The sequence below is a fragment of the Pseudomonas sp. BRG-100 genome (genome assembly GCF_000737955.1).
GTDB lineage: Bacteria > Pseudomonadota > Gammaproteobacteria > Pseudomonadales > Pseudomonadaceae > Aquipseudomonas > Aquipseudomonas synxantha_A.
Map to the genome: position 1 here is coordinate 4,211,142 of NZ_JPRX01000001.1, position 25,207 is coordinate 4,236,348.

Annotated in this window: 23 protein-coding genes, 1 other RNA gene and 5 pseudogenes; 11 read left to right on the forward strand and 18 right to left on the reverse strand. The window is 54.9% G+C overall.

Annotated features, from left to right (window positions below; genetic code table 11):
- Positions 1–223 precede the first annotated feature (223 nt).
- The gene (locus tag JH25_RS08650; protein WP_032879420.1) at positions 224–967 is read left to right on the forward strand and encodes an abortive infection family protein; all 744 of its coding nucleotides are present in this window, start codon (positions 224–226) and stop codon (positions 965–967) included.
- A 203-nt stretch (positions 968–1,170) separates the two neighbouring features.
- On the opposite strand, the gene JH25_RS0127280 is transcribed toward JH25_RS08650, so the two are convergent.
- Positions 1,171–1,839, reverse strand: coding sequence for a nucleotide-binding protein (locus tag JH25_RS0127280; RefSeq protein ID WP_236648059.1), 669 nt, complete (start codon positions 1,837–1,839; stop codon positions 1,171–1,173).
- Between JH25_RS0127280 and JH25_RS28215 the strand changes: the two genes are divergently transcribed.
- From JH25_RS28215 to JH25_RS08645, 3 genes are all read left to right on the forward strand, one after another.
- Positions 1,826–1,969, forward strand: a complete 144-nt coding sequence (locus JH25_RS28215) for an aldehyde dehydrogenase family protein (protein ID WP_236648060.1) — start codon at positions 1,826–1,828, stop codon at positions 1,967–1,969. The genes JH25_RS0127280 and JH25_RS28215 overlap by 14 nt on opposite strands.
- Before the next feature lie 420 nt (positions 1,970–2,389).
- A complete protein-coding gene (locus JH25_RS29100; RefSeq protein WP_236648095.1) occupies positions 2,390–2,455 on the forward strand; it encodes a hypothetical protein in 66 nt (21 codons plus the stop codon).
- Between the two features lie 242 nt (positions 2,456–2,697).
- Entirely contained in the window at positions 2,698–3,147 is a 450-nt protein-coding gene (locus tag JH25_RS08645; RefSeq protein ID WP_032879421.1) for a GNAT family N-acetyltransferase, read from the forward strand.
- Positions 3,148–3,914: 767 nt separating this feature from the next.
- Here the strand turns inward: JH25_RS08645 and JH25_RS08640 are convergent.
- From JH25_RS08640 to JH25_RS0127290, 4 genes and pseudogenes are all read right to left on the reverse strand, one after another.
- Entirely contained in the window at positions 3,915–4,841 is a 927-nt protein-coding gene (locus tag JH25_RS08640) for an AEC family transporter (protein ID WP_032879422.1), read from the reverse strand.
- Positions 4,838–6,004, reverse strand: a complete 1,167-nt coding sequence (locus JH25_RS08635; RefSeq protein ID WP_032879423.1) for a pyridoxal phosphate-dependent aminotransferase — start codon at positions 6,002–6,004, stop codon at positions 4,838–4,840. Before JH25_RS08635 ends, JH25_RS08640 begins: the two co-directional genes overlap by 4 nt.
- Before the next feature lie 105 nt (positions 6,005–6,109).
- Entirely contained in the window at positions 6,110–6,985 is an 876-nt protein-coding gene (locus tag JH25_RS08630; RefSeq protein ID WP_032879424.1) for a LysR family transcriptional regulator, read from the reverse strand.
- Between the two features lie 368 nt (positions 6,986–7,353).
- Positions 7,354–7,802, reverse strand: a pseudogene (locus JH25_RS0127290) (IS66 family transposase); the annotation flags it as partial.
- 129 nt (positions 7,803–7,931) lie between these two features.
- Here JH25_RS0127290 and JH25_RS28220 point away from each other — a divergent pair.
- Positions 7,932–8,258 (forward strand): annotated as a pseudogene (locus tag JH25_RS28220) (hypothetical protein); the annotation flags it as partial.
- A 204-nt stretch (positions 8,259–8,462) separates the two neighbouring features.
- Here JH25_RS28220 and JH25_RS0127295 read toward each other — a convergent pair.
- From JH25_RS0127295 to JH25_RS08610, 6 genes and pseudogenes are all read right to left on the reverse strand, one after another.
- Positions 8,463–9,032 carry a GNAT family N-acetyltransferase gene (locus JH25_RS0127295; RefSeq protein WP_081883325.1) on the reverse strand — a complete coding sequence of 190 codons (570 nt, stop codon included), beginning with the start codon at positions 9,030–9,032 and terminating at the stop codon, positions 8,463–8,465.
- A 189-nt stretch (positions 9,033–9,221) separates the two neighbouring features.
- Positions 9,222–10,019 (reverse strand): bifunctional hydroxymethylpyrimidine kinase/phosphomethylpyrimidine kinase, encoded by a 798-nt coding sequence (gene thiD, locus JH25_RS08625; protein WP_032879425.1) that lies wholly within the window; start codon positions 10,017–10,019, stop codon positions 9,222–9,224.
- A gap of 636 nt (positions 10,020–10,655) precedes the next feature.
- Positions 10,656–11,093 (reverse strand): GNAT family N-acetyltransferase, encoded by a 438-nt coding sequence (locus JH25_RS08620; protein ID WP_032879426.1) that lies wholly within the window; start codon positions 11,091–11,093, stop codon positions 10,656–10,658.
- A gap of 305 nt (positions 11,094–11,398) precedes the next feature.
- Positions 11,399–11,491: pseudogene (locus JH25_RS29410) on the reverse strand (IS5/IS1182 family transposase); the annotation flags it as partial.
- A 24-nt stretch (positions 11,492–11,515) separates the two neighbouring features.
- Positions 11,516–11,707, reverse strand: a pseudogene (locus JH25_RS28935) (phosphotransferase); the annotation flags it as partial.
- Positions 11,708–11,855: 148 nt separating this feature from the next.
- The gene (locus JH25_RS08610) at positions 11,856–12,404 is read right to left on the reverse strand and encodes a GNAT family N-acetyltransferase (protein ID WP_032879428.1); all 549 of its coding nucleotides are present in this window, start codon (positions 12,402–12,404) and stop codon (positions 11,856–11,858) included.
- Between the two features lie 157 nt (positions 12,405–12,561).
- Here JH25_RS08610 and JH25_RS08605 point away from each other — a divergent pair, with 157 nt between their 5' ends.
- A complete protein-coding gene (locus JH25_RS08605; protein ID WP_032879429.1) occupies positions 12,562–13,416 on the forward strand; it encodes a helix-turn-helix domain-containing protein in 855 nt (284 codons plus the stop codon).
- Between the two features lie 98 nt (positions 13,417–13,514).
- Here the strand turns inward: JH25_RS08605 and JH25_RS08600 are convergent, their stop codons facing one another.
- Positions 13,515–14,381: a LysR family transcriptional regulator gene (locus JH25_RS08600; RefSeq protein ID WP_032879430.1), complete on the reverse strand. Its 867-nt coding sequence runs from the start codon at positions 14,379–14,381 to the stop codon at positions 13,515–13,517.
- 182 nt (positions 14,382–14,563) lie between these two features.
- Between JH25_RS08600 and JH25_RS08595 the strand changes: the two genes are divergently transcribed.
- A complete protein-coding gene (locus tag JH25_RS08595) occupies positions 14,564–15,280 on the forward strand; it encodes an AzlC family ABC transporter permease (RefSeq protein ID WP_032879431.1) in 717 nt (238 codons plus the stop codon).
- On the forward strand, positions 15,270–15,578 hold the full coding sequence (locus JH25_RS08590; protein WP_032879432.1) for an AzlD family protein: 309 nt from the start codon (positions 15,270–15,272) through the stop codon (positions 15,576–15,578). The genes JH25_RS08595 and JH25_RS08590 overlap by 11 nt, the downstream gene beginning before the upstream one ends.
- Positions 15,579–15,809: 231 nt before the next feature.
- Here the strand turns inward: JH25_RS08590 and JH25_RS08585 are convergent, their stop codons facing one another.
- The 5 genes and pseudogenes from JH25_RS08585 to JH25_RS08570 all read right to left on the reverse strand — a co-directional run bounded on the left by JH25_RS08585 (position 15,810) and on the right by JH25_RS08570 (position 22,721).
- On the reverse strand, positions 15,810–17,066 hold the full coding sequence (locus tag JH25_RS08585; RefSeq protein WP_032879433.1) for an integrase domain-containing protein: 1,257 nt from the start codon (positions 17,064–17,066) through the stop codon (positions 15,810–15,812).
- A 183-nt stretch (positions 17,067–17,249) separates the two neighbouring features.
- Positions 17,250–17,646, reverse strand: a transfer-messenger RNA (tmRNA) gene (ssrA, locus tag JH25_RS28225).
- 94 nt (positions 17,647–17,740) lie between these two features.
- Positions 17,741–18,009: pseudogene (locus tag JH25_RS08580) on the reverse strand (hypothetical protein).
- A gap of 136 nt (positions 18,010–18,145) precedes the next feature.
- Positions 18,146–20,956 (reverse strand): FAD-binding and (Fe-S)-binding domain-containing protein, encoded by a 2,811-nt coding sequence (locus tag JH25_RS08575; protein ID WP_032879435.1) that lies wholly within the window; start codon positions 20,954–20,956, stop codon positions 18,146–18,148.
- 70 nt (positions 20,957–21,026) lie between these two features.
- Positions 21,027–22,721: a lactate permease LctP family transporter gene (locus JH25_RS08570; protein ID WP_032879436.1), complete on the reverse strand. Its 1,695-nt coding sequence runs from the start codon at positions 22,719–22,721 to the stop codon at positions 21,027–21,029.
- A gap of 249 nt (positions 22,722–22,970) precedes the next feature.
- Here JH25_RS08570 and JH25_RS08565 point away from each other — a divergent pair, with 249 nt between their 5' ends.
- Positions 22,971–23,738 carry a GntR family transcriptional regulator gene (locus JH25_RS08565; RefSeq protein ID WP_005791515.1) on the forward strand — a complete coding sequence of 256 codons (768 nt, stop codon included), beginning with the start codon at positions 22,971–22,973 and terminating at the stop codon, positions 23,736–23,738.
- A 36-nt stretch (positions 23,739–23,774) separates the two neighbouring features.
- On the opposite strand, the gene smpB is transcribed toward JH25_RS08565, so the two are convergent.
- Positions 23,775–24,257 (reverse strand): SsrA-binding protein SmpB, encoded by a 483-nt coding sequence (gene smpB, locus JH25_RS08560; RefSeq protein WP_005791513.1) that lies wholly within the window; start codon positions 24,255–24,257, stop codon positions 23,775–23,777.
- A gap of 167 nt (positions 24,258–24,424) precedes the next feature.
- Here smpB and JH25_RS08555 point away from each other — a divergent pair, with 167 nt between their 5' ends.
- Both JH25_RS08555 and JH25_RS08550 read left to right on the forward strand, forming a co-directional pair.
- Positions 24,425–24,859, forward strand: coding sequence for a type II toxin-antitoxin system RatA family toxin (locus tag JH25_RS08555; RefSeq protein ID WP_032879437.1), 435 nt, complete (start codon positions 24,425–24,427; stop codon positions 24,857–24,859).
- Complete coding sequence (locus JH25_RS08550; protein ID WP_032879438.1) at positions 24,852–25,154, forward strand: RnfH family protein; 303 nt, start codon at positions 24,852–24,854, stop codon at positions 25,152–25,154. Before JH25_RS08555 ends, JH25_RS08550 begins: the two co-directional genes overlap by 8 nt.
- Positions 25,155–25,207 lie beyond the last annotated feature (53 nt).

The window sequence follows — 25,207 nt, forward strand, 5'->3', positions numbered from 1 at the left end:
GGCGTTTTCATCAGTCAATGATCAGGCAGTTCGGGCAAACCAACTTTTTCAACAGAATCGGCCAAATGCAGTCATTCACCCATACGGTGAGTAGCGGACCTGAGATTGTGCGGAACCTCCGCCCCCGAAGGCGCCCGCGCAGAGATGCCGTTACAAGCTAGGTTCACAGGCAATCGTGAGCTGGTATAACTGTTTGGTATACAGGCACGAAGGAAGGGAAGCCATGGCTCTCATTGATGAAGTTGAAGGCTTGCAATCGATCTACATCAATCGTTCCACCGGGAATGGAAACGACGATGATGAGCGGGATTACCCTCTTTACCGGCAGAGCGTTCTTGATGACCCTCGTGTGGCCTCGCTGGTGCCCGCGTGGGTGCGTCGTTACAGGAACTTGGATCAGTTTTGGGGGTTCATCCAGCCGAAATTCCCAAGCTACGCAGAGCGCAGGAAGTTCATCTGGGATGAATTTAGGGCGCTCGTCGACTTCGCTGAATCGGGTGGGGAGCACCCTTCGGATATCGTTGTCTCGGAGGCGCTGGACCGCATTGACGCTGAGCACGTTCGGATCGCTTGGACAAAGGCGCTTGAAAGGCGCTCAACTGACCCCGAGGGAGCTATTACCATGGCTCGTACGCTCCTAGAATCGGTATGCAAACACATTCTTGACGAAGCCGGAACGAGCGACCATGAGACGACTCCTGATCTGAACAAGCTCTACAAACAAACAGCTACGCTTTTAAATCTGACGAAGGCACAGCATGAAGAGGTCGTGTTCAAGCAAATCCTTGGAGGGTGTACAGCAGTTATAGAAGGGTTAGGCGCGCTTCGGAATCGTCTAAGCGATGCTCACGGAAAAGGAAAAAGCGGGGTGAAGGCTGCTCCACGGCATGCAGAACTGGCAGTGAATCTGGCGGGCTCAACTGCGCTTTTCCTGCTTGCCACATGGGAGGCGAAGAACGACGATTGAGTGTGGTATCGCTCAATAAGGGGCGGATCAAATTCAGTACAGATGGATGGTCAAATCAACCTAGTACCGACAAATCAAAAACGTCCGCTTCTGGCCGTTTTCCGCCCCTCGCGATAGGCAGAAAACGGCCATAAGCGGTCACCAAACAGGTTTGCTTGCCGCTCATCAATGGAAGGCTGACAAGGAAGAAATTAGAAGCTGGCTTACCCCCGCATGACCTTGTTCCAATCGATCTCATGACCGGCGGCTTCAAGCTCACGGCCCAAGGCTTGTTTCCAGCTATTACCTTCCATGGGCTCCCACACCACACCAGCAAAATCACTAGGAATCTCCAGAGTGCCGCGTTTCAACGCACAGACCTTGGCGCGGCCTAAACGGCCCAGAAAATAGCCCAACTCCAGCAGGACGTTCTGCCGGGCTCGCGGCTCCGGCTTGCCTCCCTTGGCACAACCCTCGTCGTCCGGCGTCAGCAGCACCACGGCAAAATCCACTTGTCCATGTGCTTCGACCTTCTCCATGACCGTACGGCCCTGATTGGCTTGCTCGTGCAAAATGATCGGCTCAAAGCCCAGCTGCATCAAAAATCGAGCCACGGTCTCACGTGCGCCTTCATCATGGCCAAGGGCCTGTTCGAGTTCTTCGATGAGTGAGTTCATGATTTCGGCGGCTAGCAGTAGTTGATGGATCAGCCCTGCACATTGCCCCGCTTCCACTTTGCCGTCGCTGACATCGCCGTCGAATGAGGCTTGCTTCAAACTGGCAGAAGCCAGCAGTGAGGCGTAGGCGTCGGGCGCAGCGTTCGGGTTCACCAAGTCGTTGAAAACGGCGACCGAGTTGGGTAATCGCTTACAGACAGGAATGGTCTCGATCAACCACTTTGGCCTGGCCTTGCCGGAAACTCCGTTTGGTGGAGTCAGGGCGAGTGGTCATGGTAGCGGAGGTGGAACAGAAGGCCTTGAGGCTTACTTGACGACGAAGTTGATCAGTCAGATAGGCATTTGAAGACAGCCCAAGACCGCTCAGTCCACGAAAGTTGGGTGGTTTTGAGTTTTCAAATTCTTCATGGGTGTTACTTGTTGAGACGACGGTGTAGCGCTGAGATGAATATGGGGAAAGGAATTACATTTTTTCTCCGAAAGTCTTCAACCCACCTCAGTGAACAATAAGATATTTGGTGTCGGAGCTATCGGAACAGAAGTGTTTGTGACTTGTGGCTCAGCACTTGCAGTGATCGATGGTTATTTTGCGGCTTCTGCGTTTTTTTGTTGCTTGACTGTGCTTGAGTTTATTATGCAGTTAGACTAAGTAGTCAATCTAATTAACACGGCGCAAATCTACACCTGCTTCTGGGGAGAGGAGATGAGAAAGGTTGATTCTGAGTAGCATCAGGCAAAGCTGCGCCATATCCTCGAAGCTGCCGTCATGTGCTTTTCCGAAAAAGGCTTTCGCGGCACGTCGACCAATGAGATCTGTGCCGCTGAAGGATGAGTCCTGGCAACCTGTTTCATTATTTCCCCAATAAACAGGCAGTGATTGAGGCCATTGCGGAGCACGATCGGCGCGAAATGAGTGAGCGTTTCGCCCAGCTTGCCGATGAGCCCGATGCCATGGTAGTTGTTGAGCGATTAGCAAAGGACCTCTTGAAGCAATGCACCATACCTATCGTGCGATGAGGGCGAAGCACGGAGATCTTGTCTTTTATTCCCGTAAATCGTTGAGAGAGTAAAGCTATGACAAAAATACGTCTCTATCAGTTAAGTGACTTTGATGAGTGCCTGCGTCTGTTTGATGGCAACACACCAGATTTCTTCGACGCAACAGAGCGCACAGCGTTCTGTGATTTTCTGCGCACTGCGAGTCAAACATTCTACGTCGTTGAGCGGTGCGAGAAGATCCTCGCTTGTGGGGGGTATGCTCTTGGGCACGGCGATAATGTGGCTAGTCTTTGCTGGGGAATGGTCGACCAGAAACTACATGGCCAAGGTTTGGGGCGCGCATTGATTGAGGCCCGACTCTCGGCAATACGAGCTCTGCCGTCAATCAAAATGGTGTGTATAAGTACGAGTCAACACACACAACGCTTCTATGGCAGATTCGGTTTCGTTCCTGTAAAGGTCACGCCTGATGGTCATGGACCAGGCATGGATTGTTGGGATATGACCCTGCAGTTGCGTCAATAGATAGGTATGGGGCCGGCAAGGGCCCGTACTACAAATTTTCGCGGATGTTTCTTTGCGAGGCGAGAGTCGTACGAAAACAAGGACGCTAGTGAGCGTTTGAAGGAGTGGCTCAAAGCCTCGATTTTATAAGCGCAGCATAAACACCGTTGAGGTTCTTCAATTCCGTATGCGTTCTTGTTCTTAACGACGCGACCACGCTGCAGAACAACGACTTAATCTGCATATCAAATGGTGGACGTTTCAGTATCTTAACCATCCGAGGAACACATCTTGCGTTATCAAGCGGATGCGCACCTAAGCGTAATTTTCTAGCCAGCACAATTTTTAACAATTATTTCTGGCACTTTTCAAACTAAACATCACCTTCTGGTAAGTGCTCCACGGGCTGTCAGCCGAGGGCTTTATAGAAGCCACTCGCTTGGCTAGTCTCAGCTGTTTCTAACTAGATCGTCTGCAGGTATTGAAACAGAAAAGTCTCTGCTTTATCCATTAGCCTGCCCCCCCCAACCCGCGCCCCTCGAATTCAGGTAGAACGTAAACGTCCAGTGAACACAATTTTGCTGCTCTGGCATCCGAGAGGGTGGTATCAGTCTGTGTTGAGTAGGCTTTTTTCCGTTCAATGTCAGGATGCCGATGCCATTAGCAAATGGCTATCTCTTCACCGCGACCACTCCGACTCATGCGTACAAATTTATAGGGCGCGTTAAATTTGTAGACGAGTTTTCGCATCAAATCCAGCCTTCCCGACTGATGATGGATCATGATCATCAAATCCAAGGAATCAAAACGATCACTGCGATTGGTAGTGCCAGTGCTGCAAGTAAGGTTTGACTGGCAATTATCCCCGCCATAAGAGGTGCGTCCCCGCCTAACTGTCGCGCCATGATGTAGGACGAAGAAGCTGTAGGCAGTGCCTGGAAAAGCAACGCCGCGATTGCTGCTCTGCCGTCCAATCCAAATAAATGACATGCACACAGCGTGGTCAGCGGCATAATCATGAACTTGACCACCGATGAATACGCCACGGGGCGAATCCAACTCTGCACTGAGCCCAGCTCAAGGGCTGCCCCTACGCAAAGCAGGCCCAGTGGTAAGGACGCTTGCCCTAATGCCTTGATAACCGGCTCGATGCCAGCAGGCAGGCCTAATCCTAGAGTCTGAAGCAGTATTCCCCCGAAGCAAGCGAGTACCAAAGGGTTAAGTGCCAACAGCTTGGCAACCTTGCCCGCAGACATCTTGCCTCCTTTGCCGTAGCGCGCGAACACCAGGACACACAAAATATTCACTGTCGGCACTATGGCCGCATTGGCTACGGCAGCCAGAGCGATCCCCTGGGCACCGAACAAGCCGGCCACCACCGAGACACCTACATAATTGTTATACCGCAGCCCTCCTTGGAAGACGGAAGTGAACGCCGCGTCGTTACCTTTAATAATCCTACGGGCGCCGACCATCAGCACTGCGACCATGACCGTCGAGAGTACAAGCGCCATGATCATCCCTTGGACTGGCACGTTGTCCAACTTGGCGGTCGCCAGACCATGCAAAAACAGCGCGGGCAGGAGAACGTAGTAGCCTAGGCGTTCTGCCTGTGCCCAGAAGGTGTCTTCAAAAAACTGACTGCGCTTGAGCCCGGCGCCCATGACAATCAGCAGGGCAATAGGCGTGAGTGCAATCAAAAGTTCGGCAGTCACGAGTACGCCTCTAGCGCACGAACCAACCGCGTACATCCTTGAACTAAGGTAGCTTCGTCGGTGGCGAAGGAAAGGCGCAGATGCCTAGGCAGACCAAAAGCACTTCCGGGAACCGTTGCAACACCGACTTCGAGCAGATCAAGTGCGAGCGATTGATCGTCAATACTCGTTTTGATCTGAGGAAGTAGATAGAACGCACCCTCCGGGCGCGATACTTCCATTTTATCGCTCGCCTGGAGAACATGAAGTGCGGCATCTCGGCGCTGACGATAGATCGCATTGCGCTCAGCAAGAAAATCTCGTGGCCCCTCAAGCGCAGCGACCGCAGCGAGCTGGCTCAAGGTACTGGTCTGCGTACAGTTTTGAGATTGCACTGTAGTCATTGCCGAAATCAGCGATCTCGACCCGCAACCCCATCCTACGCGCCAACCTGTCATGGCGTATGCTTTGGATACACCGTCGACGATAAGGATACGTTCTGCTAGGTCTGGTGCTACCGACGCTAATGTCTGATAAGGCTCTTGATTGAATCGGATTTCTGCGTAGATATCGTCAGACAGTATCATCACCTCTGGGTACTGGCGCAGAACTTCAGCCAACGCTTGCAAATCGGTTTCGGAGTACAGTGAACCGGACGGATTACCAGGTGCATTGAGAATCACCCACTTGGGCGATTTTGCCAGGCGGAAACCTGCTGCCAAGTGCTCCGCTGTTAATCGGAATCCTTCCGAAGCGGCGGTCGGAAGGATGATCGGTTGGGCACCGCACATCTTAATCATCCCTGGATAGCTGGCCCAGTAAGGGGCCGGGACAATAACCTCATCACCCGGCTTGAGGGTAGCTTGAAAGGCGTTAAAGATGATCTGTTTTGCGCCACAACCAACCGAGATTTGATCATCATCGAAATCTAATCCCCGGTCTTCTCGAGCCCGCATACGGATAGCACTGCGAAGGGGCTCAATACCGTTTGACGGGGAGTAGGTTAGGCGGCTACCTAGCGCTAGATGCGCTGCGTCCAGCACGTGCTTAGGGGCATTGAAATCAGGTTCGCCGAGTGTTAGGTCAACTATGTCTCGCCCCTCAGCGCGCATGGCGACAGCACGTTTTGCCATGAGTAGAATCGGCGATTGGAAAGCGCTGGTTGGAGTTTCATTGCTGTGCATGGTGCCTTCTCGGAGTACGTTTGTATGGGCACTACGATAAGGAGTCGATACCTAAAGTAAAAACGATTTAAAATTCACGATTCGACAAGTTTTACTCATTTGTCGTTAGGTAGGAGCATGCCTTTTTACCGCCTGCGCCAGGGCTGCTGCCAGTCGTCCGCGTGGCCGTTCTTCCTGCTCCAAGATCACAACGCGACGCGATTTTTGCGGTGATCCAAACGGCTGGACTTCTAGGTGCTTGAGGTGTTCAAGATTTTGGTTGGATAGCGGAACCACTGACACCCCCAAACCGCTGGCGACCATCTGGATGATCGCATCCTGGCTGTCCAACTCCATACTGGTTTGCACGCGCAATCGCAATCGACGAAGCTCCCGATCAATGGTACGCCCAGCCCAAGCCCGGCGGTCGAAGCGGATGAAAGGTAGTTTTTGAAGGATCTGCCGAAAATCTAGACCTGCGCATGAGCTCGGGGCAATGATCCAAAAGCCTTCTTCGTAAAGTGATGTACTAACCAAGCCGTAGGGGTGCGGTTTCACAGGCTCTGTAGTGATCGCGACATCCAACTCGCCAGCCTCTACGCGCGTGGCCAATTCGGCAGACATACCCGAGGCTACGTTTATGCGTAGATGTGGGTGCTCGGCAGCTAAGGCGGCCAGGGCAAGAGGTAAAGCACCGGCCAGTGCCGTCTGAATGGCACCAATTTTCAGTCGACCGCGAAGCTCGTTATCACTACCAATGTCCACAGCAATGCTGTCGTAAAGTGCAACGATCTCGCGCGCCCGCTCCACCGCCAAATAGCCTGCGTCGGTTAACACGGGCAAGCGACGCGAGCGGTCAAACAACGCAGCATTGAACTCCTCTTCAAGCGACTTTATGTGCAGGCTCACAGCCGATTGTGTGAGATGAACGGTGTCTGCGGCTCGCGTAAACGAACCGTGGTGAACGATAGCGATTAAGGTACGAAGCGCGCGCAATGACATATTGATCTCTCCTGCGTTGCAGTCGGCAAGCAGGTGACTGTATTGATTTAATAAGTGCTTTTTTTACGAAACTGGTCATGGCCTTCTACAGGCGCCTAGCAATCTTGATCAGCCGTCGATGCTATTGAGTTGCTAAATCACTCAGTGAAGCACGGTGATGATACACTCGTCAGCATCGTTTCAGACGATTGGTGCAGTTTCAGATAGCTATATGGGCTAGCACTCGTGATAGTGCATTCTGTACGCGTAATGGGCAGGTAACTACAGGCGTCGCGGTGATCCCCCATCAATCGCAGAGGAAAACGATTGAACACCGGCGGTGGCATCGACCAGCCAATGTAAGCGTCTGCTTAACTGACCTCCGCAAGTTAGGCAAGAGTCCACTGATATGGCAGCAGATGGCCTATCTCACTTGCTCGTTGCGTTGGTAAACGAGTTAGAACGTCCTTTAGTTTGGTGTACGGATCGTGCCCATTGATGCGCACAGCCTGGATCAAGCTCATGCTCGCAGCTGCCCATCTACCACTGTGTAGCGAATCGGTAAACAACCAGTTCGAGCGCCCAAGTGCCCACGGTCGGATCTGATTCTCTACTAGATTGTTGTCGATGCGCACAGCCCCGTCGTCCAAGTAGCGCGTCAGCGCCGTGCAGCGTTTAAGGCTGTAGTCCAGGGCCTTGACCGTCGCTGATCCATTGGGCACCAGATCGCGCTGGGCCGACATCCAGTCATGCAGCGTTTTGATATCGGTGCCGCCTTTTCCTGACGTATTCGCCAGCGATCCTCATCGCTCAAGTCTCGCGTCTGGCGTTCAGCTTCTTACTAGCCGCCAATCGAGTGCAATGCGTGCTCGGTTACCCGAGGCAGGAGCCGTATGCGGTAGTTCCGCATGTACGGATCTGTGCGGGGGGCGGCAGGTAACTGCCGTCCCTACCGCGACCGTTGTAACAGCTTCAGTTCAGCTTGCTATTTGCGACAGTAGCTTTCGCGATGATGGCTACCGCAAGAATCATGAAGCGACTGATTACCTGCTGGGGAATCCTGAACAGGCTGCGGATGGGAATGGGGTGTCTGCTGGCAGGAGCGCTCTTGCACTGCGTGGGCGAAGTTCTGGTGCCGACTTCGGTACTGGGCTTTATTCCCCCAATGTGGCTCGCGGGGGTTGGTATCGCAACTGCCGTCTCGGTGGCACCTAATGGTGCGTTTCAAGGTTTCGATCATATCGCCGGGACCGCAACGGCAGTCTACTTTTTCCTGGGCGACCTTGAGTGCGGCTTCGCACTCGATGATGAGGTGGCGAGGCCAAGTAGGCAATGCAGCAGCGCGCTCACTTGCTCGCCAAACAGGGGCTGGCCGAGAGCCGAGGGCAGCGCATGATCCTGGCGCGCTACGCGATGCTGGATTACGGCATGGGGTTCAGTCTGGAGTCGTACGCGGCAGTTGATCACGCACACAGACTTCGGTGGGTTGGCTGATATTTCATACTTCAAGGCAATAACATATGCCCATCTCAAGTTTTCCAGATGGTGTTTCCTCAAGCTGTGGCTCGCTGACTTGAGAGAATCCAGCTTTGATAAGGCTTTTCTCTGATGCAGGGTTTTCTCTAACAGTGCGAGCGCGCAGTTTTTTTAAACCCAAAATGCGCGCAATCTCTGTGCTCAGAATGAGAGCTCGCCTGGATACACCATGACCTCTATGCGTAGGTGCAACCCAATAGCCAATCTCTGCTTCATCCTTCTTTATATCAAAGATTACTAAACTCCCAAGAAAGGAGTCTGATCGTGTGTCGGCGATCGCTAAAACTGCCAGTGTTCTATCGCGCAACCCGTCCGCGATTACGCCTCGGATCATGTCGCGAACAACCTGTGGTGTATATTTTTCCAGCGGAAGGTGAGCGAAACGCTTGACTAGAGCGTCGTCTGCTCCGGTTGCATAGGCATCTGCATCGAGATCGGACATAAGCCGGATAGTCACTACTCCATCAGAGATAGGGACGGCTGTTGTAAAGTCTTTCTCAAGGGATTTAACAAATTTATTTTGCTCGATCATTTCTACTTCTCGCGACAATTGGGCTACACATGACTCTTAGCGCCATTCGAATCGGCCGATCAGGTGAGCGAGTCGGCCAAAGAGCTATCTCAAGTGAACTCCTGGTGGCAGTAGAGTGTATACGGGCGTTATGTATCACTGCTATGCGGGTAGGAGTGTGCTACCGAGCTATCTGGGCTACGGAACCATCTACTTCCAAATTGCATGGAAGTGATGAACTGGCCCATGGCCGGTCCCAATTTGCAACCGGTCGGCTGCCGCCAGTGCATGCGTTAGGTAATTCTTTGCCAGTTTCACTGCGCACAGCATATCCATTGATGGTAGAAACGCCGTGATCGCAGCAGATAGAGTGCAGCCGGTACCATGTGAATTGCATGTAAGCACTCGCGGTGCGGCCAAGGTGCAGGTTTCTCCATTACCGTGGAGTAGATCAATACTGTGTTGACCGTCTAAATGGCCGCCCTTGAGTAATACCCAGCTTGAACCCAACTGATGAAGCCCATCCAACGTCGTATGCATCTCTTCTATAGATGTGGGGTGGGGTGAGTCGAGTAGGTCGCCTGCTTCGAGCAAGTTGGGGGTGATCAACGTGCAAAGTGGAATCAGCCGTTCACGAACGATAGAAACTGCATCTGGAGGAAGCAGGCGGTGTCCACTGGTGGCGACCATGACGGGATCCAAGACTATGGGGCAGTTAGCATGTCGCTCTAGTCGGGTAGCGATCGCGTCGGCAATGGCTGCGTTGGCAATCATGCCGATTTTGACCGCGTCCACCCGCACGTCGTCGAACACAGCCTCGATTTGGTCGGCTACGAATTCTGGCTCCAGCGCAACGAAGCTACGGACTCCTTGCGTGTTCTGCGACACAACTGCAGTTATTACGCTCATTCCGTAGGCGCCAAGCGCAGAAAACGTCTTCAAGTCAGCTTGAATGCCTGCGCCGCCGGTTGGGTCCGTACCCGCGATGCTCAGAACGTTGGGAATCATTGAGTTTCCTCCTCCGCTAATGCTTTTATCCTCGCAGCGTCGGGCGCATCTTCTGCAGAAAATCCGCTTTGAAGAGTCCCGTGTGTCGAGGGAGAATGAGTATGGCTTCGGAGTATCCGTGTGCACTTTGCATATTCCTCCGCCCCAAGCAGGTCCTAAGGAGCGACTATCACGGCTTTAATTTAATGCCATAGTCGGTCGAGTAGTGGTTACTTCCAGTGCAAGTCATTCTTCCTTGGTCATTCGACTGATATGCTCGGTTCTGTAATCTCCAAGAATTTATTTCCTCAGTGAGTTGATTGAGGAGCCCGAGTTTTTCTTGTGCTTTGAAGGACCTCTCGTTACTCGCGAACTATTCGCCCCAAAGAGCACGGATTCCGAGATTCTCATATGATCCTCCAGGCTGCAATGGAGTAAAGACCAGGGCGATGCGCAAGTTGCAAGCCGGGCGGCCCGATCGCCTAACAGCTGCGGCCTCGAGTTGCGCCGCAGCTGATGTTAAAATTTGAAGATATCGGGGCATTGTTCAGGACGACAATAGCCTGCAAACGATGCCAGAAGGCTCGCACTTCTGAATTCAGGGAGAGCTGAAGGTAATTAGAGCTATTGTGCAGCTCGGGTTGTATTTGGCGAAGTTCAAATTATGATCCTCGCCAGCATATCTTCGCCGTCTGCATCCATGCCAACCTCGACAAACCCGAAACTGGAATAAAACCCTTTAGCTACGACGTTGTTGGGGTTATAGCAAATTTCAATTTCTTTCAAGTTTTTGATCTGTTTTATTTCACGTAGGGCGAGACCCAGCGCGACTCTACCGATGGATTTCTGCTGATGTTCTTTGTCCACCATAAAGCGCCAGATAGAGACTTTTTCTTCGGATTCCTGCACCCACATAAAAAAACCTACTGGCTCTTCATCTGCAATGATGGCGCGTGTGAAGTAACCCGGGTTGTATGCAGCCTCAACGAGCGACCAAGTATTACTGGACACGTAGTCCTCCTGCTCTTCAGTGACCTCCAGCTCGCAAATTGCCTCATAGTTTTGTTGCGTTATTTGGGTGAGTGAGATTTCCATAGAGTATCCTGCATTTTGGTGATGATCGGGCTCAATTTACTGTTATGGGTGTTTATTGGTGTGTAGAGTGCCTGAGTTGCGACTGACTGCTGGAAGTATTGAATGGTAACTGGCTGGAGCTATCAAGAAATGCTTTGTGAAAGTTTGTTCGAGGGGACAGACTATGAAATAACTTCCACCCTGAAGAACGTCGCTCTTATGTGTTTGTGAATTCTGTAGGGGGGCGGCGTTTCTGAAACAAATGGAGTGTGGCCTTTAACACTAAAGGCCAGCAGAGAAAACCAGCGTCAAGCCACCGGTGACAGTTTCCCGGCGCCGGAAGAGGCTCGGGTTGCGTTTACCGCGGTGGAGTCGACCATCCAGGTGTCCAGATCGATCAACTGCTCGAAATACACACGCTTCGCAGACTGGTCGGGCTCGCCAAGCCCCCGAAGAAAGTTGTTTGCTGCATTGTCCGAAATATCTTCGCGCAGGTTTCGATGAGCAAACGCGATGTCCAGCCAGCGATCCGCGATACCGCCCCGCCCCAGATCGATGAAATGCAACTGGTCATGGGCGTCAACGAAGACATTGGTGTCACATAGGTCGCCATGAGCCGTTGTAGTTCGCGGCAGTGCTACGGCGGAAGGGAAATCCGGCTAGTTCTCCGTACAGCCCCAAGTAAGGTTTGCACCCCTCTCCGGCGTTCGTGCGGTATACATTGTAACCAGACTGCGTCCGCCGGTCGCTGCCTCCTCATGCCGGTATGTTTACTTTGCGCCCTTACTCTTTCGTATGTTCCAGCCATTCTTGGTAGGTGATGCGGCTGATGTGTTCTGTCCGATAGTCTTCGAGGAACTGGTTATATTTGTTTTCTTCGGTGTGATGAAATCGAAAGCCACACTTCGATTGAGCAGCATGGGATTGGATGTTGTCGGCGAAGTAACCACACCAAAGTGCTTTGAGGTTCAGGTTTTCAAAAGCGTGTCGCATCACTTCACGCACTGCTTCCGGAATCAGGCCTTTGCCCCAGTAAGGCACGCCGATCCAGTAGGCTATTTCCCCTTCCTGCTCACTGATTTCAAAATTGCTGTTGCTACCTATGAGAATGCCTACACAACCAACAGCACGGCGATTTTCCTTCAATTCGACCGCGTACACCTCTGGGTGATTGAAGACTGTGCGGATGATGTCGGCACTGTTCTCCACACTGGTGTGCGGGGGCCAGCCAGCGATGGGACCAACTCGGGCGTCTTTGGCATATTCGTATAGATCGGCGGCGTCTGTGTCCAGCCAGGGGCGCAGCGAGAGTCGTTCTGTTACAAGTGTCATATCCTGTACTCGTAGTGGATTGGTGCGTTCGAGATAGAGTATTGGGAGACAGATCATCGGTACACGCCAGTACCTCGGCTTCTTCGGTACTTTTAGAAACAATCGCGCCAAGCGGTGATACGATGGTGGCCTTTGGTTGTTGTAGAGCTGGGGCACTATGCATCACATTCCGAAACTTCTTGTTCCTGACGATTCGATGCGGATGGGAGAAACCACGCTCGCGCAAGGGCTAGGTTTACCGCTCTCCTTCGGTCATGCTTACTTGACGCTGCTGGTATGCCTCTGCGGTAGTGCCCACTTCACTCTAAACTTCAAAGAGCATGCGGTCAGGCGCGGTGGTGTGATGCTGCTGGCTGAAGACACGATTGCCTTGCTCAAACGTCGCTCGCGCCGCTTCAAGGTGTTTTTCTGCCTTATGCCGAAAAACTTTGCAGCGGAGGTTGCCTACCCACTGCCAAATACCTTGTTCGTATTTCTGCATGACCATCCTCATTGCGTCCCATCCAAGGACGACATGCCGCTGATAGAGGGGTGGGTGACGCAGATGCGGAACATTGCGCAGACCTGCCCCACCTACCAACGCATCATGTTGCGTAATCAACTGCAGAACCTCTTTTTAAAAATAGCCGAGCAACTTCCAGCCAACCAAATAGAGAACAAGGGATTCAGCAGGAAGGAAATGCTCAGTTGGCGCTTCTGGGAATTGATAGGCAAACACTGCATCCGCCACCGAGATGTGAAGTTCTACGCCGACGCACTGAGTATCACGCCGTTCTACCTGTCGCAGTTGACCAAAGCGTTTTTCAATGACACTCCCAAGGGCCTGATAGATCGGCAGGTAACCTTGGAAATCAAGGCTCTCCTTTCATACAGTGACTTGGCTATTGGCCGTGTGGCCGACGAACTGAACTTCGCCGACGCATCTTACTTGTGTCGCTATTTCAAGCGCCAAACGGGGATTTCGCTTTCCCGTTATCGTAAGCACAAGAGGGAGAAGGCGGAAAATGACTGACCTGCGGTAGAAATAGAGGAGGAAAGGCGCACTAACCATGCACCGCAGCAGAACCTGCTTGCTATCGCCTATCTGTTCAACGGCTAGTGTCCAAATATTCAAGTTGCCGAGATTCTCAGCGTCTTGATCAGCATGCTGTACAGACTATCGACCGGCTTGGACGCCAACGAGGCACGGCTGCGATAGACGGAGACCTCCATCGGCTCAAGCGGGCCGAGCCCGTGTTCGGCGCCTAGAATTTCAAGATGATCTGGTGCACTGCATCGAGTCAAAACGGCGACGGCCAAGCCGCTTTCAACTGCAGCCAATTGGCCAGCCAGGCTTGAACTATTGTAAATCACCTTGTACTGACGCCCTTGCAAAGCCAAGGAGTTGATAGCGCTGCGCCTGGCTAGACTGGTCTCCTCGTATGTCGCGATAGGGAGTGGATCGCGCCTCCATATATCGAACTGCGGTGATCCCACCCAGACCATTGGTTCATGGAACAACAAGGTTCCTCGTCGAGAGTGGTCTCGTGATATCAGCGCTAGGTCGAGATCACCTTTTTCAACTCGGGGGATCAGTGAAGTGGATTGCTCGCAATCGAGTTCAATCTCAACTGCGCCATGGCGGGGCGCAAAACGCTTGAGCACAGGCGTCAGGTACTTGGCTGCATAGTCGTCCGGAACTCCCAGGCGAATTCGCCCGGCCAGTTCGTTCTTGCTAAAAGCTGTCTGGGCATCTGCGTGCAGGTCCAGTATCCGCCGTGCATACCCAAGAAAGACCTGGCCATCGGATGTCAGATGAAGGTGGTGGGCGTTTCGCACTAATAATTGCCGACCGACCGCAGCTTCAAGCTTTTTGAGTTGCATGCTCACTGCCGATTGGGAGCGATAAACCTCTGGTGCCGCGTTGGAAAGTGAGCCGGTATCGACAACCGCGATGAGACATTTGAGCCAATCAATCTGAAGATTCTGCGGATTCATAGAGAACTCTGTATTCGATTAGCGGATACGACTTATGAGGATTATGCGCTTTTCGGGCTTTTAGGTCCGGGCGATAGTACTCGCAGAGTGCTGATACCAGGAAGGCTATAGAAAAGGCTTCAGCACATCCTGTGTGCTTGCTCGGGTATTGCGCGCACGCCACGCACAACGGAGGTTATGTTTTGTCATCGGCAGAAAGGTTGTTATCTAGACTTGAGTCCACCGACGTCTGGGAGGGCTTCAAAACGTTGTTGCCCATCTCTTCCTTTGTCGTTGTTTTTGGGGTGGCCTTTGGTCTTGCTGCAGTGCAGACGGGGCTTGGCGAAATTTCAATTGTTGCCATGAGCACGTTGGTATTTGCCGGGGCCGCGCAGTTTGCGGTGCTTAAATTGTGGGGTGAGCACGTGCCCCTGATTCCTCTCATCATCACTGTATTTGCCATCAACGCTAGGCACCTTTTGATGGGCGCCACTCTGTATCCGTGGCTACGCGAACTGCCTCGCGCGAAACGCTATGGGGTGATGCTGGTTGTGTCCGATGCGAACTGGGCAATGTCGATGCAAGCATTTAGCCGCGGTGAGCCAGGACTAGGTCTTCTGTTCGGCGGAGGTATTGCGCTTTGGTCGTCATGGTCGCTGGGAAGTTGGATGGGAATCTATTTCGGTAGCGCGACTCATGATCCGGTCAGTTGGGGGCTGGACATGGTGATGGGGTGCTTCCTGCTCGCCATGGTTGTCGGCGGGCAGAAAAGCCTGCGTATGTTGATTATCTGGATTGTCGCTGCATGTTCCTCGCTTTGGGCGTATTGGTGTCTGCCTGAAAACAGTCATGTGGTAGTCGGAGCCCTGGCGGGCGGTGTGTTAGGTGCGGTGTGGATAGAGAAAAAAAATGAACATTGAAACCACAGATTACGGCACCCTGATCATTGTGTTGTTAATGGCAGTGGTCACTCTCGCAACGCGCTGGGGCGGCGTTTTCGTAATGTCTTTCGTACCCATCAACTACCGCGTGCAACTATTTATCAGCGCTATGTCGGGGTCTGTTTTGGTGGCACTGCTTGCACCCTTGGCAATTGCAGGTGATAACGGTGCACGGTGGGCTCTTCTTACAACAGCAGTCGTCATGCTAATTATCAAAAAGCCTTTGCCAGCTATTGCTGCTGGCATCGTCGCAGCCGCCTTGGTTCGGCAACTGTGAATTCGTTGATTGGTTTCCGGAGCATCCGCTATTGGTCGAGGCTAAATAAAAAGTTTTAGAACAGGTTTGGCGGCCGGAGGGATGGTGCCGGGACGCGTCGCTCGCGTGGGTGGGGCTATTGCCAGTCCGATGGATTCTTTAGATGTGGTTGTCAGCGACACTGGAAATGATCCAGACCGAGGGAGTTCCACCGCTCGACGATTAAAGCGATACTGATTTTGGTAGTGGAAGTTACCGGGTCGATATTAGTTTGAGACCCCTTGTCCCCTGGACGGCTGAGATCGACAAGCTCCCGGTAGCCGCATGCTGAATATGCTCGCTCCACCAAGTCATCATTGGGCGTCTTCTCTCAATGTAGTCCGCACGATTGTAGGCGCTACGTACTTCGTCTTTGTCCACATGTGCAAGTGCTACCTCGATCAGTTCAGGATCCCATCCCTGTTCGTTAAGGATGGTGCTGGCCATGGAGCGCATACCATGACTCACTAATCGACCCTCAAAGCCCATCCGTTTCAAGGCCATATTTGCCGTCTGGCTGTTGCAATGTGTTCGAGGGTCCCGGTCTGCAGGAAATACATACTCTCGGTGTCCGCTGTACGGTTTTATTGCTTCCAACAGTGCCAGTGCTTGATCTGTGAGCGGCACGATATGTACGCGGCGTTTCTTCATGCGCTCAGCCGGAATCGTCCAGATCTTCTTCTCAAAGTCGATGTCGGCCCAGCGCGTGGTTGCAGCCTCCGCTGGGCGAGTCATGGTATTGAGCTGCCATTCGATCAGACAGCGCGTAGTTCTTTTTATGCTGGCATTGGCAATTGCCACCATGAGCTCTTTCAGTTCATCGGGAGCAAGTGCCGCCATGTTTTTCTTTTTCGGCTTCTTGAAGACGGAGCGAATCCCGCTTAGTGGGTTTGCGTGTATCAGTCCTGAGTTGACCCCGTAAGTCATGATCTCGTTGAGTCGCTGTGAAAGCCGTTTAACGGTTTCAAGGCTACCTTTGGTTTCGAGTGGTCGAAGAAGGTTGATGACTTGTGGTGCGCTGATGGCTGAAATCTGTGTGGTGGCCAAGTCTGGAAAAACATGCAGCGTCAACGAACGCCAGATGTCCTCGGCATAAGCTGGTGTCACCGCATCCTTCTTCAGTTCATACCAGGACGTCGCGACATTCTGGAATGTATGCTCAGTTTCAGCTTGCTTTGCTTGCAGCACTGCATCTCGTTGTTCTTTGGGGTCGAGGCCTTGGGCAAGTATTTCCCTCGCTGCAATGGAGCCCTTTCGTGCCTGCGCTAACGAAACTTCAGGGAAAGTACCTAGGCCCATGTTGATCCGCTTCTTCGTCACGGGGTGTCGATAGTTGAAGTTCCATAGCTTAGAACCATTACTTCTCACTCGCATTTGAAGTCCGCCGCCGTCAAACAGGACGTAGTCCTTTTCAGAGGGCTTGGCAGATTTGATTTTGAGCTCAGAGAGGCGAGTAGCTTGTGCGCACATTGGCATTCCAGGATAAGGTTGGCATTCCAAAAATTAGCACTGTTGGGCTTGGAATGCCATTTGGAATGCCATAAAGCGTGGCTGCTCTTGGACGTCCGTGGACGCTGATGGCGCTTAAACCCCCGTATTCACTGGATTTCAGGCACAAAAAAAGACGTCCGTGGACGTCTTTAGATGTTTAAGTGGTGGAGCCGGGGGGATTTGAACCCCCGTCCGCCAGTACTCCGCTGTCGGTACTACATGCGTAGCCGTTTCTATTAAGTTAACCCTCAGCGACCCGAAGGGCAGGGTGCTTTGGGCGAGTTGTGTAAGTTTTAGCCGCTTCGTCCACAACGTACTGCACGGCGATTCTGTTCTATATGACAATCACTTTGGGTTTACAGACATCCCCTGGTGATTGCTGGACCCGAAGGTACCAGAAGCTCAGGGCTAAGGCTGCTTACGCAGCGAGAGCGAATTCCTGGCCGTAGTTTTCGTCATTGGCAACTATAAGAAGTTGCAACAGTGGATTTACGAGTTCTGTTACCAACTCGGCATGCACCTAAAGTTTCGCGACCGGCGTCGAATCCTAAACGGCCCCGTGCTTGTAACTCGTTGTTTCTTAGTGAGTGACAAGCCTGTGCAGTGTACGCCAAAAGCTCAGCGAAGGCCAACCCGAAGGTTGGCCCTATCGCTTACTGACCGCCTTTCTCGCTGTTCTGCAGGTCTTGCAGGTGATTTCGATGCACTTCTTCTCATCACCTGCGTCGTGGGCGGCCTTGGCCTGGGAGACGGCGGTGTCTATTTCGCCACTTTTGCCACTGGTATCGGTGGACAGCAGGGCTTTGCCGTTGTTGATTTTGTCCAGGTTGATCTGGCACAGGTCTTTGTCACCGGCAGCGAAGGCGGGGGAGGCGAGCATCGCAGCGGTCATGAACAAGCCAGCAAGAGCGGAACGCTTCATAGGGTGTCTCCTTGCGCAAAAGGGCTCGACGCTGCTGGCGTGCAACCGCTGCCAGCGACATCACTGATGGGCCTCGTTTGTCGAGGCCTATGCAGATGACTGCGCTGGTGCGCCAGGGTTCGGTTTTTTTGCCGGGTCAGTGGGCGCGGGCGCGGGTGACGCGGTCTACCAGGTAGACCAGGCCGTGGTAGTCGATGCCGCCATGCTGGCTCAGGCCGATCTCGCAGGTGCGGCTGGTGGAGATGCCTTCGCTGCAATGTTGCACGGCGTCCTTGAGCGAGCGCAGGGAGTGGGCGTTGAGTTGCGGGGTGGTGAAGCCTTTGTCGCCGGCAAATCCACAGCAGTGAATGCCTTCGGGGATCACCACGGTTTTTGCGCAGCGTCGTGCCAGTTCGATCAGTGCCTGGCTCTCGCCCAGGTGTTGGGTGCTGCACGTGACGTGTACGGCGATGGGGGCTTCCTGCGGCGTGAAGTCGAGGCGGTCCATTAGGTGGGTGCGGATAAAACGTACCGGGTCGTAGAGGTCCAGGCGGGTTTCGCCGAGGTCTTGTACCAGGCGCAGGGTGCAGGGGCTGGTGTCGCAATAGATCGGGTCGAGGCCGCCTCGGCTGGCGTGGAGCAGGGCGCCGATCAGTTCCTGGCGCTTGTGTTCGGCCTGCTCGGCATAGCCTTTGGAGGCGAAGGGCTGGCCGCAGCACAGGTTGTCTTGATTGTCGGGGAATACGACTTGGTAACCGGCTTTTTCCAGGAGGTTGCGGGTTTTGTCGTACAGCGACATCTGTTCTTTATCCCCGGCTGCCGGGCCCATGGCGCGTGAGACGCAGGCGGCCAGGTAGACCACCCGCGGGCGCTCATCTGTAACTGGCGGGCTGAAGCGAATGGCTTTTTCCGGTTGTGGCATGGCATTGGTCCACTGCGGGATTTGCCCTTTGGACAGTCTGGTCACGGTGGCCGACCACTTTGTCAGGCGCGAGGCACCCAATAACATGCGTGCACCATTGGCGACGTGCAGGGTGAAGCGCGCACCTTGCAATGCGGTGGCGAAATGGCTGGCGAGCCATTCGGCGGTTTTCGTACGGTCTGCTTCGCGGCTGCGCAGCTTTTTCACCAGGTCGCCGGTATTGATGCCTACAGGGCAGCGTTGGGCGCATAGCCCGGTGGCGGCGCAGGTGTCGATGCCTTGATAGTGGTAGGCCGCTTCCAGTTCGGTGGTGTCTACGCCTGCGCGGCGTTTGGCCTGGATGTCGCGCCAGATCACAATGCGCTGGCGCGGGCTCAGAGTCAGGCCTTTTGAGGGGCACACGGGTTCACAGAAGCCACACTCGATGCACTTGTCCACAAGCTCATCGGCGGCGGGCAGGGGCTTGAGGTGTTTGAGGTGGATTTGTGGGTCTTCGCTGAGCACCACATCCGGGTTGAGGATGCCGTTGGGGTCGAGCAGGCGCTTGAGTTGCCACATCAATTGATAGGCGTCGCTGCCCCATTCCAGTTCAACGAACGGCGCCATATTGCGACCGGTGCCGTGTTCGGCCTTCAGCGAGCCACCGAACTCCACCGCCACCAGTTGTGCGACGTCGTCCATGAACGCTTGATAGCGTGTGACTTCTTCGCTGCTGTTGAAGCCTTGGGTGAATACAAAGTGCAGATTGCCTTCCAGGGCGTGTCCGAAAAGGATGGCTTCGTCGTAGTGATGTTTGTCGAACAGTTCGATCAGGCGGTTTACGCCGATCGCCAGTTGTTCGACGGGGAAGGTGACGTCTTCGATGATCACGGTGGTGCCGGTTTTGCGTACGGCGCCTACGGCGGGGAAGGTGTCTTTGCGGATTGCCCACAGGCGGGCGTTTTCCACGGGGTCTTCGGTGAAGTCGACCTGTTTTTCTACGGGAAACGCCGCCAGAGAGGCCATGATCAGCGTTAGTTGTTCGTGCAGTAATGACGGCGAGGCCGCGCGGGATTCGATCAGCAGTGCGCAGGCATTTTCCGATAAGTGTTGTACGAATGCGGGCATACCCGGTTTGTCTTGCACCGAGCGCATACTGCGTCGGTCCAGCAGTTCAACGGCGGAAACCGGCTGGGTTTTCAGCACCGTTACTGCGTTGCAGCATGTCTCGACATCCGGGAACACGATCAGCGCCGAGGCTTTGTTCGGGTGATCGATTACCGTGTCGTAGGTGACCGCACTGATAAACCCCAGGGTGCCCTCGGAGCCGACCAGCAGGTGGCTGAGGATATCCAGCGGGTCGTCGAAATCCACCAAGGCGTTGAGTGACAGGCCGGTGGTGTTTTTCAGACGGTATTTGTGGCGAATCTTCGCAGCCAGTTCAGCGTTTGCGCGTGTCTCGCGGCCCAACGTGGCCAGGCGCTCAAGCAGTGCACTGTGGGTTTGGCGGAAGGCTTGCACGCTGGCGGCATCTTCGGTGTCCAGGCGGCTGCCATCGGCCAGTACCAGACGAATGCCCGCCAGGGTGTGATAGGTGTTTTGTGCCGTACCGCAGCACATGCCGCTGGCATTGTTGGCAACGATGCCGCCAATTTTGCAGGCGTTGATCGACGCCGGGTCCGGGCCGATCTTGCGCCCGAACGGCGCGAGCCAGGCGTTGGCCTGGGCGCCGATGACGCCGGGTTGCAGGCGGATCTGTGTGCCTTGCCCACGAATTTCGCGGTGGTTCCAATTGTCGCCGAGCACGATCAGCACCGAGTCGCTGATCGCCTGCCCGGACAGGCTGGTGCCCGCGGCCCGGAAGGTCACCGGCACGTGATCGCGCTGGGCCAGTTGCAGCAGTGCGACGACTTCGTCTTCTGACTCCACGCGGATCACCAGCTGTGGGATCAATCGGTAGAAGCTGGCGTCGGTGCCGAAGGCGAGGGTGGAAAGTGGGTCGTCGAAGCGGCGATCTTGCGGGATCAGTTGTGCGACGTCGCTGAGAAAAGCAGCAGGCAGGCTCATCGGTCCTCCAGAAATAGCAGACGCCGGCATCGTTGTCCGGCGTCGATTCTTACCCTATTACGTGCAGGTCTCAGTGCACCAGCATACCGGTGAACCAGTACGCCTGCGCCAGGGTGATCAGCCCGACGATGGTGGCAAAGAACAGACTGTGCTTGAGGGTAAAGCGGAACAGATCGGACTCCTTGCCCACCAGGCCCGTGGCTGCGCAGGCCACGGCGATCGATTGCGGCGAGATCATTTTGCCGGTCACGCCGCCGCTGGTGTTGGCGGCTACCAGCAAGGTGTCGTTGACGCCAATCTGGTGGGCGGTGGTGGCTTGCAGCGAGCTGAACAGGGCGTTGGATGAGGTGTCCGAGCCGGTCAGGAAAACCCCCAGCCAGCCGAGGAAGGGCGAGAAGAACGGGAAGGCGGCGCCGGTGCCAGCCAGTACCAGGGCCATGGTCGAGGACATGCCGGAGTAGTTGGTGACGAAGGCGAACGCCAGCACCATGCCGATGGACAGGATCGGCCAGCGCAGCTCAAAGAAGGTCTCTTTTAAAGTGGTAAGACCAGTCTTGATATCAATTTTCAGCACCAGCATCGAGACCAGTGCGGAGAAGAAGATCGCGGTGCCGGTGGCCGAAATCGGGTCCAGCTTGAAGACGGCGGGGATGGCGGTGGGGTTGGTGACGATGGGTGCGACTTTGATCACCAGTTGGTCCAGGTGGGGGATCGCGAAGTTGAACACCCAGCTGTACATCGAACCTCCGGCCGCGAACATGGCCTTGAAGGGTTTGAGGGTCCAGATGGTGACCAGTACGGTCAGGATCAGAAACGGCGACCAGGCCTTGAAAATTTGCCCCAGGCTGTAGGGTGAAACCACTGTGCTGCGTGGCAAACCGAAACCGCCGGCGCTGGAGGTGACCGCTACGCTGGAGGTGGCACCGGCAATCTGCGCGCCTGCGGTGCGCTTGGGTTGCCAGATTTTCAGGAACAGTGTCAGGGAGATCAGGCTGGCGAGGGCCGAGGTGATGTCCGGCAGTTCCGGGCCAATGAAGTTGGAGGTGAAGTACTGGGTGACGGCAAAGCTCAAGCCGGCCACCAATGCCGCCGGCCAGGTTTCACGCACGCCGCGCAGGCCGTCCATCATGAACACCAGCCAGAAGGGCACGAACAGCGACAGCAGCGGCAGTTGGCGGCCGGTCATGGCGCCGATCTTGAACGCATCAATGCCAGTGACCTGGCCTGCGACGATGATCGGAATGCCCAGTGCGCCGAACGCCACCGGCGCGGTATTGGCAATCAGGCACAGGCCCGCGGCGTACAGGGGGTTGAAGCCCAAGCCCACCAGCAACGCGGCGGTGATTGCCACGGGTGCGCCGAACCCGGCCGCGCCTTCCAGGAAGGCGCCAAAGCAGAAGCCGATCAGCAGCACCTGCAAGCGCTGGTCATCGGTGATCGACAAGACGGAGCTGCGGATGATCTCGAACTGCCCGCTCTTGACCGTCAGCTTGTAGAGGAACACCGCCGCCACGATGATCCAGGCGATCGGCCACAAGCCATAGGCAAAACCGTAACCGGCCGCTGCCAGGGCCATGTCGACCGGCATCTGGAAGGCGAAGATGGCGACCAGGATCGACAGCGCCAGGGTGATGCTGCCGGCCACATGGCCTTTGAGGCGGAATACGGCCAGGGCCAGGAAGAAGAACACGATTGGAATAACGGCGGCCAGTGCGGACAGGCCGAGGCTGCCGAGAGGGCTGTAGAGCTGTTGCCAGGTTTGCATATGGGGTGGCCCCTGATTGTTGTTGTTTGGTCAGCTTGGATAATTGGTAATACCAATTTACAATCGCTGTGGGCTAGATTAAGAGCTTGGCAGGGGTGTGTCAATTTGCCGCTCGTCAAACTTTGGTCTGAGAGTGGCTGTCGAGTGTTCTGATCGGGTAAATCGAAGGTGTTCTGATAGGTGCTGCCAGCGCGGCGATAGGCCAGAATAGGGGCCCCGGCGAGTGGTCGGGATGGTGGAGAGTGAGTTATGGGGTTTGATCAGGTGCGTCAGCGCCGTTTGTCTGACGATATTGTCGAGCAGCTTGAGGGCATGATCCTTGAGGGCACGTTGAAGTCGGGCGAGCGCTTGCCGGCCGAACGCGCTTTGGCTGAACAATTTGGTGTGTCACGCCCTTCATTGCGTGAGGCGATCCAGAAATTGGCGGCCAAGGGGTTGCTGGTCAGTCGGCAGGGCGGCGGCAACTATGTGGTGGATTCCCTGGGTTCGACCTTCAGTGATCCGCTGCTGCATCTGCTGGAAAACAATCCCGAGGCGCAGCGCGACCTTCTGGAGTTTCGTCAGACTCTGGAGGCTTCGTGTGCTTATTACGCGGCATTGCGTGCTACCGAGGTCGACCGTGAGCGACTGACGGCGGCGTTCGAAGCGCTGCAGGACTGCTATGCGCGAGCCGACGAGGTGAGCCGAGTGGAGGAGGGCGCTGCGGATGCAAGGTTTCACTTGGCGATCGCCGAGGCCAGTCATAACGCAGTGCTGCTGCACACCATTCGCGGGTTGTTCGACCTGCTCAAGCGCAACGTGGTGACCAATATTGGCGGTATGTATCAGCAGCGCACCGAGACCCGCGACATGCTGATCAGTCAGCACCGGGACTTGTACCTGGCGATTATCGAGGGGCGGGCCGAGCAGGCGCGCGACGTTTCAACACGTCACCTGTTGTACGTGCAGGAAGTGTTGGAGGAAGTGCGGCAGGAGGTTCAGCGAGTAGCGCGGGCGGAGCGACGTAAGGGCATGTAGCCACGGGGGTTGCCCGCGGCTACATCATTACAAGGGTTAGTCTTCCTTGCCCTTGTTGCGCACGGCGCGATGCAGTTCGCGATTGGAGTCGCGCTCGCGTTCGGTGTCGCGCTTGTCGTATTCCTTCTTGCCCTTGCCCAGTGCGATTTCGCACTTGACCAGGTGCTTGCTCCAGTACCACGACAGGCAGACGCACGCGTAGCCTTTTTGCTGCACGGCCGCGGCGAGCTTTTCGAGTTCGCGGGCATTGAGCAACAACTTGCGCGTGCGCACCGGGTCGGCAATCACGTGGGTGCTCGCGGTGGTCAGCGGGGTAATATGACTGCCGAGCAGCCACGCCTCGCCATCCTTGAGCAGCACATAGCTGTCGACCAGCTGCAGTTTGCTGGCACGCAGACTTTTTACTTCCCAGCCGGCCAGGACCAGACCAGCCTCGAACCGATGTTCGATGAAGTAATCGTGTCGCGCCTTTTTATTTTGCGCGATGGTCCCTGTGGGGTGTTTCTTTTGTTTAGCCATAGGGGCGGCATTATAGGGAGTTGCGAGCGTGTCGGCTACGGTCAACCTGCGTGCTTGAGCGTGTTGGACGAATCCCGGACAATACGGGCAGTTCTTTGGTTTTTTTCTCTCGCGGATCGGGCTGTACTTTCGCGACGTTTGCCTTAAGCAGTGGAAGTAACGCTCACATGACGACGCATATTCAACGTTCGGCCCTGCTGCCCTATCCGGCACAGGCGCTCTATGACCTGGTCAACGACGTGGCGCGTTACCCGGAATTCCTGCCTTGGTGCTCGACTGCCGAGGTGTTGGAGAGCAGTGATGAGCACATGGTCGCCAGTGTTGGTGTGGCCAAGGGCGGCCTCAGCCAGCATTTTGTTACGCGCAATGTGCTGGTGCCGGGCAAATCCATTGAAATGAATTTGCAGGAAGGGCCGTTCACCCAGCTGCACGGCGTGTGGGTGTTCAAGGCGCTGACGGATAAGGCCTGCAAGATCAGTCTGGATCTTTCATTTGATTACGCCGGCCCCATTGTGCGGGCGACGTTGGGGCCACTGTTCAATCAGGCGGCAAATACTTTGGTGGACGCTTTCTGTGAGCGAGCCAAGCAATTGCATGGTTGATATTGAAGTGGTGTATGCCGATGTGGGTCGCCAGGTTCTGCTGGAGGTGGCGATACCGGTGGGCACAAGCCTGAGGGCGGCAGTGCTGGCGTCGGGCATTGCAGAGCATTTTCCGCAGTTGGCGTTGGCGGACTGCCCGTTGGGTATCTTCGGTAAGGTGGTGCCGGACGCTGATGTGCGTGCCGTGCAGGCGGGAGATCGGATCGAGATCTACCGGCCATTGCTGGCAGACCCCAAGGAAATACGCAGGCTGCGTGCGGCCAAGGCGGCGATGCTCAAGCAACAGAACGCCTAGGCTTGCCAACCGGCAGGCAACAAAAAGCCCGGCATGCCGGGCTTTTTATCGAG